The sequence below is a fragment of the Actinokineospora bangkokensis genome (assembly GCF_001940455.1).
In the GTDB taxonomy this organism is placed as follows: Bacteria; Actinomycetota; Actinomycetes; order Mycobacteriales; family Pseudonocardiaceae; genus Actinokineospora; species Actinokineospora bangkokensis.
Window position 1 is genome coordinate 362,006 of record NZ_MKQR01000016.1, and the last position, 15,685, is coordinate 377,690.

Sequence of the window (15,685 nt, forward strand, 5' to 3'; positions counted from 1 at the left end):
CCTGGTCAGTTTACTCCTGCCAGTAGGCAAGGTTGTTGCGGGTGGAGAGGGTGTGGGGGTGATCGGGTCCCAGCACCCGCACCATGTCGGCGAGCAGGCTCTCGAACGCTGCTGCCGCACCAGCCGCGTCACCCGCCTCGCCACGCCAGCGGGCGAGGTTGTGGCGGGTGACGAGGGTTTGGGGGTAGTCGTCCCCCAGTACCCGCACCTGCTCGGCGAGCAAGCTCTCCAATGCTGTTGCCGCGTCTGCCGGGTTACCCGCCTTGCCACGCCAGTAGATAAGGTTGTGGCGGGTAGCGAGGGTGTGGGGGTGGTCGGCCCCCAATACCCGCACCTGCTCGGCGAGCAGGCCCTCGAAAGCCGCTGCCGCACCAGCAGCGTCACCCGCCTCGCCACGCCAGCGGGCGAGGTTGTGGCGGGCGGCGAGGCTGTCGAGGTGATCGGCCCCCAGTATCCGAACTTGGTCGGTGACCAGGCCGTCGAATTCTGCTGCCGCACCAGCAGCGTCACCCGCCTCGCCACGCCAGTTAGCAAGGCTGTGACGGGTAGCGAGGGTGCGGGGGTGGTCAGGTCCCAGCACCCGCACCATGTCGGCGAGCAGGCTCTCGAACGCTGCTGCCGCACCAGCCGCGTCACCCGCCTCGCCACGCCAGTGGGCAAGGCTGTGACGTGTGGCGAGGCTGTCGAGGTGATCGGCCCCCAGTACCCGCACTTGGCCGGTGAGCAGGCCCTCGAACGCTGCTGCCGCACCAGCCGCGTCACCCGCCTCGCCACGCCAGTGGGCAAGGTTGTTGCGGGTGGTGAGGGTGTCGTAGTGGTCGGGGCCGTGTGCGACGGCTGCTTGTTCGTGCAGAAGGTGGAAGTAGTCGCGTGCCGCGGTGACGAATCCTTCTTCGCCCAGGCTACGGCCCGCCCTGAACAACACGTTGTGGACGTCGGGGTGGAGCAGGGCGTGCCGGGCGTGGGTGTGCAGGGCGGCGGTGTTGGCCCGCAACACCGGCCCGACTCCGGCCAGGGTGTCGACTCGGGGCCATGCATCGTGAAGGGCGTTGGCGGCGAGACGACCGAGCCGAGCGGCGGTGTCGGGGTCGATGGTCTCGCGGATGACGCGTTGGACGAGGGCGTGCACGCGCACGGTGCCCGCGATCGGATCGTGGGTGATCAGGTTGAGGCGGTGCAGGACTCGCAGGCCGTGGTGGGTGGTGTGGGTGTCGGTGTGCAGGTGGTCGGCGATGACGGGGTTGGTGAGGGTGGTGTCGGGGATGCCGTTGGGGTCGAGCAGGCTGGCCAGGCGTAGCAAGGCGTGCGCGGTGCGGGGGGCGAGTTGTTCGGCGAGGGGGAGGGAGAGGGAGAGGGTGGCGGCGGTGGTGCGGGTGTGGGGGTCGGCGAGTTCGGCGGGGTGGGGGAACAGGGTGGGCAGGGTGCGGTTGGTGTCGGCCAGTAGTGCCCTGTAGTCGGTGACGGGGGTTTCTTGGTCGCGGATGTAGGCGGCGGCGTGGGCCAGGGCGAGGGGGAGGTGGCCCAGGTCGTGGGCGAGGGCGGGCAGGTCGGTGGCGAGGTGGGGGTGTTCTGCGAGTTCGGCGGTGAGGTGGGCGTGGGCTTCGGTGGGGGTGAAGACGTCGACGTCGAGGGTGCGGGCGCGGGTGGTGAGGGCGGTGCCGCGGTAGCGGGTGGTGACCAGGGTGCGGCCGGTGCGGGTACGCGGGGGCCACAGGCCGGTCAGGTCGGCGGGGAGTTGGAGGTCGTCGAGGACAATGAGCCAGGTGCGGGTGGTGGTGGCCAACCAGTTCAGGAGTGTGTCGGCGGCCGCCTGGCCTTCGACACCACCGTTGCTCAGGTGCAGGTGGGTGGCGGTGTCGGCGTAGGCGGTGATGACCGCGTCGCGGGTGGTGGCGGTGATCCAGAGCAGCAGGTCGACCCCGTGGTCGGGGTGGGCGGCGGTGTGGGCGTGATGGGCGGCGAGTTGGGTCTTGCCGACCCCGCCCATCCCGGAGACCACCACCGCCCCGTCCCGGGCGTTGCCGGTGAGCACGACGGCTTGGTCGTCGGCGAAGACGGTGTCCAGGTCAGGCAGGGCGGACCGATGCTGGAAGTGCTCGACCACCACCGGGACCTGCCCGCGGCGCACCGGCCACGTCATCTGCGGCCCGGTGTGGTGGTGCTGGTCGCCGTGCACGACGGTGATGTGGGCGTCCCCGGCGATCTGGGTCAGGTCACCTTTGACGGTGGTCTTGTCCACCTGTTGGCTGACAGTTGCTTCGGCCGCCTCGGCGGCGGCTTTGTCCCACCAGCTCACCGTGTGTCGTCCCCGGGGCCGGCGGGGCGGGTGCCCGAGGATGGGGGCAGCGACCCTGACCAGTCGCCGCCGACCTGGATGACGCTGCCGCCGACGCGGGACCCGCGGACCGTCTGCCGCACGCCTGGCGCGGGCAGCGGAGGGTCGTGGCGGGCGGCGTTGGCGCGGACGGCGCCGACGACCGTGACCAGCAGGCCGACAACCCCCGCTGCGGCCCCGACGACGCTGGCGACCTGATCGGAGCGCTCCAGCCCGACCTGGATCACCAGCACCACCGCGCCCGCAGCCACCGCGACACCGACCGCGGCCACCACTGACCAAGCAAGCACCCGTCCCCGCACCGACCCCCCTCTGCCCGAACCGACACCGCCCAGTATCAACGACCAGGATCACAAGAGGAAGCCGAACACGAGGCCGGTCCGGGATGCGCCGTGATCACAGTCCGCCCGGTCACTGGACGAGGCTTCGCGCCCTGTCCGGTCACCCGGTGCTGCTGACGCGGGGTCCGCTACCCCCTCGCGAGATCAGGCCGCAGCAGCCGTGAGCCCGGCCGCGCAGTCCAGGGGCCAGGATGAGCGAGTGTCCTTGGCAAGCGACTACGCGGCTGTCGTGCGATCGGTCATCGACCACATCGAGGACCAGTGGGGCGCGCTCACCGGCGCGCTCGTCCAGATCGACGACGGCGGCCGGACCGTCGTCGAGTTGGTCGAGGACTTCCGCACCGTGAATGCCGAGTTGGCGAAGGCCGTGGCGCACATCGAACACGCTTACGACGACATCGAGAGGGTTCAGGCGCGGCTGCACTCGGTCGTGCGGGCGCTTGCCTCCTACCTCTCGGCCATCGGGTTCCCCACCAGCAGCGGCCTGACCGGTGATCGCCCGGCACCGCACCGGCTGGACGTCGACGGCGTCGTGCGTCGACAACAGCGGCTGCCCCCGCCCGTCACCCCGAACACCGGGGCCAAGACACACGGGGTGTGGGTCAAGTCGGACGGCACTTCCGGAACGGCGATCAGCGGGGAGGACGACGGCGTCGCGGTGGTCGCCCACTACCTCAAGCAGGTCTTCTCGGGGCAGTTGTCCATCGAGACCCACGTCGAGATGAAGGTGGCGGCCGGCCTTCGTGCGACGTTCGACGAGACCGGCCGTACCGAGCACGTCACGATCCTGCTCAACCACCGACCGTGCCCCGGACGACGAGGGTGTGCTGTGTACCTGCCGAAGATACTTCCGGTCGGCTGCACCGTTACCGTCTACGGCACGAACGGCTACTACCGACGTTTCCGAGGTGAGCACCGTTGAAGCAGCTCGCGCTGTGGTACTTCGTCGAGCAGGAGGACGACCACCTGGCCGCCACCGAGCAGGAACTGGACGCCGCGCTGAACGCCGTTCTCGCCCGCGGTGACGAGCGGTGGTGGCCTGTCGCCGAGGTGACCCTCGCCGACGAACCGGACACCAGCCCAACCCTCTACGTCGGGCTTCGCGGAGAAGTCGGCGTCGTCCGGTACAGCCCAGCCGACGAGTACCGCAGCTACTACAGCCGCAACCCGCAGAGTTCGGACGTCTCCCCGATCATGTACATGTACCACGAGAACGAGTTCGAGGTTCCCATCAACGCGCAGGTGCCCATCGCGGACGTGCGGCGGGCTGTCGCCGAGTTCGCCACAACCGGGCAACGTCCCGACTGTCTGCACTGGCAGGAGTGGAAGGCACCGGCCACAACAGGCTCGGAGTACCCGGGCACACTTCCTCAGGAAAAATGACACGACCTTGCCCGGGGCGTCGGCAATCGACCATCGCTGGGTAAGCGCACGCACCCTGAGTTGGCCCGCCGTGGTGCGGAGGTCTGCGTACCGTCGTCGCCCAGGTTCAGTCGGTGTCAGTGGGTGAGGCCGGAACCGAGGTCTCGGTGCTCTTCGATCGGGTCGAGGGCGTCGTCCAAGTGTGCGTCTCGGAAGCTGAGGTCGCCTCGCAGCCCGTCGGCTTCGGCTTGGTAGTGGGCCGCCGTTGCCTCTGCGTCCTGCGCGCGGTCTTCGGTTGAGGCGTGGACCCGTTCGCGGAGGCGGTTGATGCGGTCCTGGTTGGCGGCGTATTTGTCGTCGGGTGTGGTCACGATGGGTCTCCATTGTTCGGTGATGGTGTGCCAGGCGCGGGCGCGCGGCCCGTCGCCTGGGGGGCGGACTCCGAGTGGTGCGTCCGGTGAGTCGGTGGTGATGTTGAAGCTGGCGCGGTAGGCGGCGGCGGTTGCGGCGAGGTCGGTCCAGCGGGCTGCGGCGACGGCGTTGGTGGGGCGGGGGCCGAGGCCCGCGGCCCATGCCGGGGGCGAGGTGACGACCTCGTCCCGTAGTTCGGCGGCCTGTTCGGTCATGGTGTGGGCGAGGTCGGCGAGGTGCTGGGCCAGGCCTGCCTGGTCGTCGAGGGCGCCGGGCAGCGTGGCGGGCAACCACGGCAGGGGGCCGTCGAGGTTTTCGGGTGCGTGCGGTGGCGGGGCGCGGTGGACGCGGTCTTCGACCCGCCGGTAGAGCACGGCGGCCGGGTCGCGGGCGCCGGCGATCCCGGCCAGGCTGTCCCGGTCGGGGACCGCGTACTCGATGGGCCACCCCTGGTCGTGATCGGTTGCGACGACTGCGGCAACGGTGCCGTAACCGCGTATGCCTCGTGGCCGGAGGGTGCCCGTGCGCGGTTGACGTCGGTGTTCTCCGATGTGGTGTCGTCGTTGTGGGGGTGTCTGGACTCGTTGGTGGAGGAGTCGGTGGCGATGTTCGAGCACCGCCGACGTCGTTCCGAACCGGATCGTGAGCGGTTCTTCCCGGTCGCAGACTCCGAGGAGGGTCTTGAGGGGTTGTTGGAGGAGTTCTGTCTCGATGGCATTCCCGAACCGCTCTACCGGTTCGTTCGGACGTGTCAGCCGCACTTGGGAGAACATCCTGATCCTCGTGTTCAGCACTTGCGCGACGCGCTGCGTCACCTGGTTGGGTGGTCTGGTGCTCTCCGCGATGGTGCGAACGTGACTGCCTGGCTGGGTGTCGAGGCTCCGGTTGTCGAGGTGGCGGAACCCGCGCTGGTGACCGACGTGGTCTCGGAGTCTTCTGGCGAGCTGGATGATGAGCGGGTCGTGGTTCGATTCAACGTCGTGGGCCTGCAGCCTGATACCGACCTTGGAGGTCAGCCAGGGTGCTATGTCGAGCTGTCTCTTGCTGGTGATGGTGAGTCTCTGCACCCGAAGGACACGTTCCACAGGCGTCTGGTCTTGGTGCTCGATGCTGTTACCCGGGTGCTGCGGGTGTTCGAGTCTGTGGCCGCCCAGGTTCCTGGTTCTCGCGCGTTACAGGGCCGCGTCGGCGCCCAGTCCGGTTGGTTTGCGGCTGCGGAGTCGGAGCGTCTGTGGTCCGAGGAAGACCTGGCCGGGTTGGACGCATCGGATATCGGTGTGGGTGTGCTGCGAGGCAGCGGGCACACAGTCCTGCTGGTCCGTACCGAGCACGGGGTATTCGAGCGGCGTATCCGCACCGCGGCGGCGCTCAACCCTCGCGCCGACCATGGACCGGAGGCCGAACGCGCGGCGCAGAGCGCGGCCGCTACCTGGGGATTGCCGGACTTCGTCGTCTCCCCGGCAGTGGAGCGCAAGGGAACTGGTGTCCGCGAGATCAGCGATGGTCTTGTCGTGGTCGGCGGCCGGGGACTCGTGATCCAGGTCAAGAGCAGGAATGGCGAGCTCGGCGACACGACCAAGGAGACCACCTGGATCACCAGCAAGGCCGGGGCAGGCGGGCGGCAGGTCGACGGCACGGCACGCCGCCTCGCTGACCGCTCCAGCACGATGATCAACGGCAGGGGCCGGACGATCGAGATCAACGGACCCGCCGTGAGCTGGCTCGGTGTCGTCATCCTCGACCACCCAGACCCTCCGGAGGACCTCTCGATCCAGCGCCTGCCCACCCGGGTTCCGACCACGGTGCTGCTGCGCCGCGACTGGGAGTTTCTCTTCGACCAACTCAAGTCGTCCCACGCCGTGCTCGACTACATCGCCCGCGTGGCCGGTGATGCGCACATCCCGCTGGGCCGCGAGCCCGTTCGCTACTACGAACTCGCCGCCGCGGACGCGGAGGCGGTCACCCCTCCCCTCGACCCGGCTCGGCTCGGTCCGGGAACACCGGCATCCCTGCCCTTGCTGCCCATGGCCCCGGCAGGCGCGGACGACCCCGACGCACACGACATGATCCGCATCATCTGCGAGGAGATCGCACTCACCGACCATGACAACCCGGCCGACATCGCCCGGATACTCGCCACCATCGACCAGTTGCCCATCGGATACCGAACCGACCTGGGTCGCCTGCTCCTCACGACGCTCAGCGGCTTCCGCGCCTCCACCCGGCCCGGCAGTGTCGGGTGGCGCTCACGCGTCTACCGGGCCGAGCCGCCGCAACCCCAGCTCGGATTCATCGCCTGCACAACACTCGACGAGTCCACTCAGAACGCGTTCAGGTCCTGGGTCCTGCTTCGCCATCACGAGCACGGAACAGCCCGAGGAGACCTCAATACCCTCACCACCGTCGCGATTCTGCTGACCCCACGCACCGACGGCGTGCGTGAATGGGACACCAGCACCATGGCCATCACCGGCGACCCTGGTCTGACCGATGACGACGTCACCACCTACCGCCGGTTCTGGAGCTCCTGAACCGTCTCCCGCAGCGATCTCACTCCTTCTTGGGTCAGCCGCTGTCCAGTCCGCCGGAACTTGCCGGAAAATCAGGCCGCTGACCTGCGGTCCGCCAACTAGGTCTGGACGCCTGCTGGCCTCGCTGTCCAGACCTAGTTGGCGGAATCGATGTTCTTTACGCACCGTTTCCCGGACGGCGTGGTGCGGTGCAGTGTGGACTCATTCCTGCCATATACCCCGGGGCTTGCCAATTTTGAACGGAAAGGACAGAAACTGTTCTGGTCGACTGAACTTTCGTTGTCGATCCAACCGCTGTAGTCGATCATGGCTGGGTTGATGAAGGTGTCGTACTCACTGCCAGTGAGAGCGCGGACCATCGCGTCGATCACCTGGTTCTTCTCGGCGGCGGTTCGACTGGCTCGTGCCAGGTGGAGCGCGATACCTAGCGCTTCTGCGATGCGGTTCAGCGCGTCGGGCACTTGCTCGTGGTCGTCGGCCTGCGGTGGTCTGCCCGTCAGCGTCCGGTCGACAATCGGCCCGACTGGTTGTGGCTGGGTCGTCGAGGCCGGACGTAGTTCCTTGACGGTGAGTTGGAACTGACGGGCCTCGACGCTGTCGTTTGCTCCAACCGTCAGCGTGATGGTATTCGTCTGAGAATCTGCGGAGTGGACGATGGTCTTTTGATCCGTTGTTCCGTTGATCATCGCGGCAATGGTGTTATAGCTTTCGGGTCGGCGGTGCCGCGCGTGCGTTCTCGTATGCTACTCAGCCTTAGTGGGCTGATCTGAAGGGCCAGCTGAGGTGAGTTGGTGAGGCCGCGGTTGTAGCTGCGGTGCTTGTGGGCAAGTCGTGTCCAAGCGCTTGGGGGCGTTTGTGGGCTGGATCGTGTCGGCCAGCCGACGGGTTCGACAGCGGTATCGAGGTAGAGCGATGGAGCAGGTTCAGCGTCTTGGAATGTCTCCGGACACCGACACCACGACCGACAACCGGGTCTGAACACCGATAAGTTCAGTCGGACGAGACAGTTGTTGTCCCTCCCGGTCGAACCTGTCGGGGGTCGGTGCGTTGAGCTGGGGGACGACAAGTAGGTGCGAACGGTCAATGGCGTGGTTGTTCGGGCTTAGTTGTCGGTTTGCGGGTGGCGCGTGTGCTGCCGGGTTCGCGGCGTCGGCGAGGTTGAACGCGGTTGCGGCGTTGCATTGCTGGTTCGGTCCACCTGCGTATCCGCCGTGTTCGCCCCATCGGGTGCGGTTCCACTGGGACTTCATCGCCCGCGACCGCCCCGCACACCCTCCTCCCGCACGCACCGGCTCCGCCGGGATCGAGGTCGACGAGTCAGTCCCTGGCAGCAAAAGGCAGTGGTGTCCGCCTGCTCAGGGGGCAGGGGGTGGTTCCGAGGTTCTCGAGCCGATGGATGTGGCGGCTCGGAGCAGGTCGGCGGCCAAGTCCCGGAGGTCCTTGATGTCCCTACTGACGTTGTCGTGCTGTGTGGGTTTGAGGTCGGGGAACTGGCGGTGGATCTCGGTGACCACAATGTCGACCGGTAGCCATGGTGGCAGGTCACGGATGCCCCGGACGTAGTCCCGAAGGGCCCAGGTGTGGCTGTCGCGCTGTTCTGTCCAGGCGGCGATGCCGATCAGGAGCGGGCCGAGGAGGTCCGCAGTGTCGGTCAGGCCCGCCGCGAGGGCGTCGCGGACGGTTTCCTCGCCGTGGATCGAGGAGGTCCAGTCCAGCAGGGACCGGGAGTGGTACTCGTTGTCCTGCCAGGGTGCCACCTCCCGCCACTGCTCCACATCCATCAGGGCGACGAGCGTGGTGCGGGCGTGATCGTGGAGTTCGAGCCGTTCGGCCTTCTCAGCGGTGGACATCAGGTTCCGCAGCAGGGCGACGGCGACTGCGAGGGGCTGGAGTGCGGCGGCTTGGGTAATCAGGGACCGGTACGTGTCGGGGTCGGCGTTGCGGGCCACGGACGCGGCCAGGCGCGTGGTCGCGAAAAGGCCGATGGCCATCAACGAGGGCAGGACGGGGAACATGACCGCGTGCTCGGTGGCCGCCAGCAGCCGCTGGTAGAGATCGGGGTCATACGCCAGTCCCGTGACGCGGGCCCAGGGGCGCGCCGAGTCCAGCAGCTCCTCGTGTTCGCGTGCCGCGCGCTGTGCCTCGGACTCCGGTTCGGCAACCACCGGGGGTGGTGGGGGTGGCGGGTCTTCGGCCGCCTGGCCGTTCCACCGCGCACTCAACGCAGTGAAAGCACGTTCCAGCTCCGCGAGCGCGTTGGACAGATCCCCGTTGTCGGCCAACGGGTGGACCGGGTTGGAGGAACTGCCCGGCCACCGTCCGGAGGCCGCGACGACGACGGCAGCCGCCCCCTGCACCCAGGCGCACCACGGAACCAGGTCAGGATCCGCGGCCTCGATCGCGCGCAATTCACCGATCAGGATGGTCGTCGGAGACTGCGTGGCCGCGATGGCGGCCGCCAAGGCTTCCGACACCGCGACCTGGTGGGGCCGGGTTTCCATTAGGGACGGCTCGACCCTCAAGACTTGCCCAGTGGTCGCGTCCCAGGCCGGGGGCATGGACCGGTTCACCTGGTTGCGCAACGCCTGCCAGGCGCCGACCGCCCTGGCCACCACGGTGCGCTGCTGACCGGCGACGACACCGAGCTGCCCGACGATGCGGGCGGCGGCTAGGACTGCGCTGGACCCGGCGGTCTGGGTGCCGATCCGCCGGTGGTCGAGGGTGTCCATCACGTCTTGGACCTGCCGGGAGTTCAGCTGCCAGGACTGCTCCAGGCCCCGGCATTCCTGGAGTTGCTGGGCTTTCCATTCCCGCAGCAGGTCAGCCGGGAAATTTTGCCAGAGGTCGTCGATCTCCTTGGAGTGCTCCAGGCACATGGGCATCAGGTTGTCCGGCGCCCGGTTGTCCTCGGCGCTCATGCCCTTCTTCCACCGGGGACCGCCCTCGCTGCGGGCGTGGATGTGCGCGATCGTACTGTTGAGAACCTGCTGGCCAGTATCGGTGACCCGGTACAACGGCCGGAGGCAACCGGCGAAACCACAGCGCCACGCGGTCCCGTAGAGCTGCTTGACGACCGCGGGCGTGGGACCGGGGTGCACGATCGGCGGGGGACCGTCCGACTTGAGGCGAGCTGGCGACATCCGAACAGTCTGCTCCCTGCTGTCCGCGCCGTCGAGTGTGCCCGCCCCGGGAGTTCGGGTGAAGGCGACCTAGGCCCAGGCACGGGCGCATTCTCCCGGACGCCGGCCAGCTGGTCTCACCGCGTCCCGCCATGTTTCCCGGACACCCGCCAACCGACCCGCCAACCAGTCCGGACTCCGCCATCTTCGCCCGGACACGACAGTTGTTGCCCGTTCCGCTCGAAGGCGGCGGAGGACCAGGTCGTTGACCTGCGGTCCGCCAACTAGGTCCGAACAGGTCGCCAGTCCGGTGCCGGACCTAGTTGGCGGAATTGGGAGTGGGTGGGCGTGTTGGGGGGACGACACCGTCGTGGTCTCAATCCAGGTATGGCTTGATCGTTTCCGGGACGCCGCCGTTGAACTGCGTCTCGTGGAACCTGGCGTCTCCGCTGAACTGCGTCTCGTGGAACCTGGCGTCTCCGCTGAACTGCGCCCCGTGGAACCTGGCGTCCCCGCTGAACTGCGCCCCGCCGAACCAGGCGTCCCCGCTGAACTGCGCCCCGCCGAACCAGGCGTCCCCGCTGAACTGCGCCCCGCCGAACTGGGCGGCCCCCTCGAACTGAGCCCCGCCGAACTGGGTCTGGCGCGTGACGGTGTAGCTGAGGTCGAGGTCGATGAGGGTGGCGCCGGTGAGGTCGAGGTCGATGTCGGCCCAGAAGGTCGCCACCGGGTTCTCGTGGTCGGTGCCCGGGCGGAGGTGTTGAGCAAGGATGCGTTGTGCGGTGACCCTGACCTCGCGTTCCTGGACCCGTTCCCGGTGTTGGTCGATGACCTCGGTGTCGGCGTCGTCGGGTGGGTTGTCGGGGAGGGTGTAGGGCATGCGCAGGTAGGCGCACAGGACGTTGGCGATGGTTTGTCGTTGGTCGGGGTGGTCTTGAGCGAGGCGTTCGAGGGCGTAGAGGCCGCCGAGCCGGACGGGGGCGTTGGTGTTGCCCAGCTGCTCGACGGCTTTGGTGTAGAGGTCGGTGATGCGCCGGGCGGCGGCGTCGAATTCGGTGGCGGTGGCGACGCGTTCCTGGTGGGCCTCGGTGCGGGCCGCGACCTGTTGTTGGTGGGCCAGGGCCCGTTCGCGGTTGTCCAGGTCCGCCTCGGTGGAGCGTTGCCGCCGCCACGCCAGGTACAGGCCGAACAGCCCGCCGCCGCCGATGCCGATGCCGAGCCCGGTCTTGAGCGCGTCGAGCCGGGCGGTGACCAGCTCCTTGCCCTCCAAGCCCCGGGTGCCCGCCCACCACAACGCCACCACCACCCCCGCGGTGAGCACCGCGACCGCGGCGACCCCGGTCACGATCTTCCACCGGGGGATTGCCGGCAGCACCGGCCGAGGCGTAGGGGAGAGCAGGGACGAGTCGACGGCGGGTGGAGGAGGCGGGGTGGTCACCCCCTGATCATCACCACGAGCGGCCCAGGTGCTACATGCCCCCTCATCGGCCCGACCCTGCGGCGCGACCCGCAAGGTAGACCCGAACTCCGCAAGCAGCCCCGCAACCTAGTGGTAGAGCATGCACCGCCGAGCCGGGAAGCACCCTGCGCGACCGGATCCGCGCCCACCGATCCTGACCAGGTGCACCCTTGAGCGCGTCTCCTCACACCCGCCATCGGCCCAGGTGGCGACTTCGGCACGTTCGGGGTCTGCGACACGTCCGCGCTCCCGCGTCGGGGGTCCTGGGGGCGTGGGCGTGCTGGCACCGGAACCGCGGTGGGCCGGGCCGCGCTGCGGCGCCTCCTGGCCGCCCAGGCCCGCGACCGGCCCCTGTCGCTGGCCACCACCCCGGACGGGGCGGCGCAGCTCACCGACGCGGTCCGCTAGGTCCACCAAGCGCTCGGGACGCCCCCAGCGCGTGACGCCGGGCAGCCCGACGAGCCCAGCCACGGGCTCCCCCGCAGACAGCGGCGAGAGGTCCAACGCCGTCGTGGTCTCAATCCAGGTATGGCTTGATCGTCTCCGGGACGTCGCCGTTGAACCGCGCCTTGGCGAAAACGGCTTTCCCGCCGAATTGCGCCTCGCTGAACCTGGCGTTCCCGCTGAACTGCGCCTCGATGAACCCGGCGTTCCCGCTGAACCGCGCCCTCTCGAACCCGACGTTCCCGCTGAACCGCACCTCGATGAACCCGGCGTTCCCGCTGAATCGCGCCTCGCTGAACCCGACGTTCCCGCTGAATCGCGTCCAACTGAACCAGGCAGTGTCGCTGAATTGCGCCTTGCTGAACGTGGCGTTCTCGCTGAATCGCGCCTCCTCGAACCAGGCGCCCCCGCTGAACCGCGCCTCCTCGAACCTGGCGTCCCCGCTGAACCGCACCTCGTTGAACCAGGCGCCCCCGCTGAACCGCGCCTCGATGAACCAGGCGCCCCCGCCGAACCGCGCCTCGTCGAACCAGGCGCCCCCGCTGAACTGCGCCTCGTTGAACCAGGCGCCCCCGCTGAACCGCGCCTCGATGAACCAGGCGGACCCGCTGAACCGCGCCCTGCTGAGCCTGGCGTCGCCGCCGAACCGCGCCTCGTCGAACCAGGCGGACTTGCTGAACTGCGCCTCGTTGAACCAGGCGTCCCCGCTGAACTGTGCCTTGCTGAACCTGGCGTCGCCGCTGAACTGCGCCCCACCGAACTCGGTGTTCCCCTCGAACCGGGCTCCGCTGAACTGGGTGTGGCGCGTGGTGGTGTGGCTGAGGTCGAGGTCGATGAGGGTGGCGCCGGTGAGGTCGAGGTCGATGTCGGCCCAGAAGGTGTGGCGGGGGCGGGGGAACCGCCGGTACCAGGTGCGGGCGCGGGTTCGGGGTTGGAGGTGGTCGCGCAGGATGCGTTGGGCGGTGAGGCGGACCTCGCGTTCCTGGAGGGCGTCCTCGTCCTTGGCCGGTGGGGGTGTGGCGTTGGGGCGGGCGGCCGGTCCGGCGCGGCCGGGGCGGCCGGGGCGGCCGGGGCGGCCGGGGGCGCGCAGGCCGCCGAGCCTGCGCGCGCCCGCGGCGCCTGGGGTGGCTGGGGTGGGTGGTGGGGTGAAGGGGCCTCGCAGGTAGGCGCAGATGACGTCGACGATGGTCTGGCGGTGGCCGGGGTTGTCCTGGGCGACGCGTTCGAGGGCGTAGAGCCCGCCGTGGCGCACGGCGGGCTTGTCCGAGCCGAGCTGGTCGACGGCCTTGACATAGAGCTCGGTCAGCCTGCGCTCGGTGGCGTCGTGCTCGGTGGCCTGCTGGCGGCGCAGGGCCAGTGCCAGGGTGATCAGGGCCCCGATCCCGGCACCCACGGCCAGTCCGGTGCGCACGGCGTCGAGCCGGTCCTGCGCGCTGCCGGGCTTGAGCACGAGCAGCAGCACCGTCACCGCCGCCGCCGTGCTGACCAACACCGGGACCACGATCACCAGGACCGGCCGCCACCAACTTGTCCCGCTACGTCGCCTGCTCACCCGACGATCATCGCGCGCCACGGGCGGCCCAGGAGGTCGAACACCGATCAGGCCCGGTGAAGCCGAGAGAGTTCGTGGCGTTCGCACCCCTGCGAACGCCGCGAACCCTCTGGCGAGACGTGCCGGGGCCTGGGCTGCAACCCCGGGCTCCGGCGGTGTTTGCGCTTTGACAAGCGTTCCGAACGCGTCGGCGGCGAGTGCGGGGCCGCTGGCGCGCGTGTCCGATGGTAGGCGCCCGTCGGGGGCCGGTGGCCCTCGCCGGGGATTTTGGGACGGGCAGTGGGACGGTGTTGAGCTGCGGATACCGGGCAGCGCGGGGGGTTGAGCTGGACCGATCGCGCATCGCCAGGGGTGGGGGCGTGGGACGGGTCGCTGGAAAGTGGGACGGGGCGCGGTGGGCTTGGGACGCGTGGGATACCCCCGGGTGTCGGTGGTGGCGGGCACGATGGCTGGTGAGCAGGCCCCATCCCGGCTAGGTGACTGCAACCCACCCAGCTGCTCTTGGGACGGGCGCTCCTGCCGCTGACAAGAGTTCCGAGGCGGAAGCCCTGACGAAAGAGTGTGATCCCAGTGCAGTTGCTCCATCCCCGCGCACTGCGGGAGCTGACCCCTGGGTGCCCGCCGTGGCAGTCCCTGGCGTCGTTGATCGTGCTCGCGGCCACCACGGTGGCGCTGGTCGTGCTGGGCGTGGCCGCCCAGGACACGGTGCTGCTGCTGGCAGTCCTGGGCGGGCTCACCCTGGCCGACCGCGGGGTGTTGTCCACCCTGGCGCGCGGGGCCATGCGCGCCCTGGCCACCGGGAGCGCGTCATGACCGCCCTCGCCGCTCAGCTCGACGCGCTCGCCAGCAGCCCAGTGCAGCGCCAGCTCGACGTCCTCGCCAGCAGCCCAGTGCAGCGCCAGCTCGACGCGCTCGCCACGAGCCCGGCCCTGCGGCTGCTCGACGCATTCACCAAGCCTTCGCCGGATGGACTGACACCGTTCCAGCGCCAGTTCGACCAGGCCGTGAGCACGCTGCCCGGGCGCCTGCTCGCCGCGGCCGCGACGGCTCCCTCCCCCGCCGGGCAGGGCCGCAGGGTGGCGAACCCGGTCTCGCCGGCGCTGATGCTCGCCCGGCAGGCCCGCGACGCGGACGGGTTCGCCGCCGCCCTGCGCCTGCTGATGCAGCACTCCGGCAAGAGCCAGGGCGACATCCGCAGGTGGGACGACGACCACGAGCGCGAGTTGTCGAAGTCGACGATCAGCCGCATGGTCAGGAAGGTCAACCCGGTGCTGGTCGGCCGCGCCGAGGCGATGCGGGCGTTCGTGCTCGCCTGCGGCGCGGCGGCGGAGGCCGCCGAGTGGGTCGCCATCTGGGAGCGCCTGCGCACCGCCGTCAAGTCCGCCCCGCACCCGGCGGGCACCGGGGTCGAGCAGACCCCGGTGGAGCTGGCGACCACCGCCGACGGGCGCGTGGTGGTCACCCTCGACGTGTCGGCCGCGGGGGCCGGCGCCGTCGCCGCCGCCGGGGTGGCCGCCGGGGTCGCCCTCTACGCGCTCGGCACGACCTCGGCGCCGGCGGCGACGCTGACCAGCGTCGCCCTGATCGGACTCGGCCTCATGGCCCTGCACCACCTCGCCCAGGCACCGGACCACCCGAACGCCGCCCTGCCCGCGCCCGGAGACGACTCCGACCCGCGCGACGAGGGGTAGAGCGGACCGCAGGGCGCGTTCCTGCCCGATCGCAAGGCGTGGTCCTCGATGGCGGGCGGGTGGCCATCACCGCGCGAGCACGGCGGCAGCGGACCCCGTGGCGGGGGCGGGGGTGGCGGTGGGTGGAAGCTGGAGTAGAGCGGCCAGCCAGCCGGGCAGTTCCGCGATAGCGGCGGCGACGACCACCCGGTACCGACGCCACCCACGAGCGAGTCGGGGCCGACCATGCGCCCGCCGCGCCCGCCGCGACCACCGCGCCCTGGGCGTGGACATCGACGCCAGGCCCGTGGGGGATAGCGCCGAGCCGTCGGCGGTGGAGGATTCGGCGGGACAGGTAGCCGCGGCAGGCGTCGTCCCGCCGCTTCGGGTTAGCCCCCGAGGTTGTCGTAGGCGCGCTTTACGCTTCAGCCTCACCTCCCGCCGCGTATGGCCATCGCAGC

The 15,685-nt window shown here is 69.7% G+C and carries 12 protein-coding genes; 5 read left to right on the forward strand and 7 right to left on the reverse strand.

Going from position 1 to position 15,685, the window contains the following annotated elements; translation table 11 throughout:
* Nucleotides 1-10: 10 nt before the first annotated feature.
* Together BJP25_RS36240 and BJP25_RS16180 are read right to left on the reverse strand one after the other, a co-directional pair.
* Entirely contained in the window at nucleotides 11-2,296 is a 2,286-nt protein-coding gene (locus BJP25_RS36240) for a tetratricopeptide repeat protein (protein ID WP_198943517.1), read from the reverse strand.
* The gene (locus BJP25_RS16180; RefSeq protein WP_143219107.1) at nucleotides 2,293-2,607 is read right to left on the reverse strand and encodes a hypothetical protein; all 315 of its coding nucleotides are present in this window, start codon (nucleotides 2,605-2,607) and stop codon (nucleotides 2,293-2,295) included. Before BJP25_RS16180 ends, BJP25_RS36240 begins: the two co-directional genes overlap by 4 nt.
* A gap of 298 nt (nucleotides 2,608-2,905) precedes the next feature.
* Here BJP25_RS16180 and BJP25_RS16185 point away from each other — a divergent pair, with 298 nt between their 5' ends.
* Together BJP25_RS16185 and BJP25_RS16190 are read left to right on the forward strand one after the other, a co-directional pair.
* Complete coding sequence (locus BJP25_RS16185) at nucleotides 2,906-3,598, forward strand: DddA-like double-stranded DNA deaminase toxin (RefSeq protein WP_158075660.1); 693 nt, start codon at nucleotides 2,906-2,908, stop codon at nucleotides 3,596-3,598.
* The gene (locus BJP25_RS16190) at nucleotides 3,595-4,059 is read left to right on the forward strand and encodes an Imm1 family immunity protein (protein ID WP_075975733.1); all 465 of its coding nucleotides are present in this window, start codon (nucleotides 3,595-3,597) and stop codon (nucleotides 4,057-4,059) included. The genes BJP25_RS16185 and BJP25_RS16190 overlap by 4 nt, the downstream gene beginning before the upstream one ends.
* Before the next feature lie 116 nt (nucleotides 4,060-4,175).
* Here the strand turns inward: BJP25_RS16190 and BJP25_RS33460 are convergent, their stop codons facing one another.
* Entirely contained in the window at nucleotides 4,176-5,264 is a 1,089-nt protein-coding gene (locus BJP25_RS33460) for a hypothetical protein (RefSeq protein WP_143219108.1), read from the reverse strand.
* A 39-nt stretch (nucleotides 5,265-5,303) separates the two neighbouring features.
* On the opposite strand from BJP25_RS33460, the gene BJP25_RS16200 reads away from it, so the two are divergent.
* A complete protein-coding gene (locus BJP25_RS16200; protein ID WP_143219109.1) occupies nucleotides 5,304-6,980 on the forward strand; it encodes a hypothetical protein in 1,677 nt (558 codons plus the stop codon).
* A 134-nt stretch (nucleotides 6,981-7,114) separates the two neighbouring features.
* On the opposite strand, the gene BJP25_RS33465 is transcribed toward BJP25_RS16200, so the two are convergent.
* The 4 genes from BJP25_RS33465 to BJP25_RS16215 form a co-directional block, all read right to left on the reverse strand.
* Entirely contained in the window at nucleotides 7,115-7,666 is a 552-nt protein-coding gene (locus BJP25_RS33465; protein WP_143219110.1) for a hypothetical protein, read from the reverse strand.
* A gap of 669 nt (nucleotides 7,667-8,335) precedes the next feature.
* Nucleotides 8,336-9,898, reverse strand: a complete 1,563-nt coding sequence (locus BJP25_RS16205; RefSeq protein WP_158075661.1) for a hypothetical protein — start codon at nucleotides 9,896-9,898, stop codon at nucleotides 8,336-8,338.
* A 577-nt stretch (nucleotides 9,899-10,475) separates the two neighbouring features.
* Nucleotides 10,476-11,444, reverse strand: a complete 969-nt coding sequence (locus BJP25_RS36245; protein ID WP_075975736.1) for a pentapeptide repeat-containing protein — start codon at nucleotides 11,442-11,444, stop codon at nucleotides 10,476-10,478.
* Between the two features lie 631 nt (nucleotides 11,445-12,075).
* Nucleotides 12,076-13,494: a pentapeptide repeat-containing protein gene (locus tag BJP25_RS16215; protein ID WP_143219111.1), complete on the reverse strand. Its 1,419-nt coding sequence runs from the start codon at nucleotides 13,492-13,494 to the stop codon at nucleotides 12,076-12,078.
* Between the two features lie 630 nt (nucleotides 13,495-14,124).
* Here BJP25_RS16215 and BJP25_RS33470 point away from each other — a divergent pair.
* Together BJP25_RS33470 and BJP25_RS16220 are read left to right on the forward strand one after the other, a co-directional pair.
* Complete coding sequence (locus tag BJP25_RS33470) at nucleotides 14,125-14,367, forward strand: hypothetical protein (protein ID WP_143219112.1); 243 nt, start codon at nucleotides 14,125-14,127, stop codon at nucleotides 14,365-14,367.
* Nucleotides 14,364-15,245: a hypothetical protein gene (locus BJP25_RS16220; RefSeq protein WP_075975738.1), complete on the forward strand. Its 882-nt coding sequence runs from the start codon at nucleotides 14,364-14,366 to the stop codon at nucleotides 15,243-15,245. Before BJP25_RS33470 ends, BJP25_RS16220 begins: the two co-directional genes overlap by 4 nt.
* Nucleotides 15,246-15,685 lie beyond the last annotated feature (440 nt).

Excerpts from the sequence above, each read along its gene's own strand:
- BJP25_RS16205 (WP_158075661.1), bottom strand. The coding sequence starts at position 9,898 with ATGAGCGCCGAGGACAACCGGGCGCCGGACAACCTGATGCCCATGTGC.
- BJP25_RS33465 (WP_143219110.1), bottom strand. The coding sequence starts at position 7,666 with ATGATCAACGGAACAACGGATCAAAAGACCATCGTCCACTCCGCAGAT.
- BJP25_RS16220 (WP_075975738.1), top strand. The coding sequence starts at position 14,364 with ATGACCGCCCTCGCCGCTCAGCTCGACGCGCTCGCCAGCAGCCCAGTG.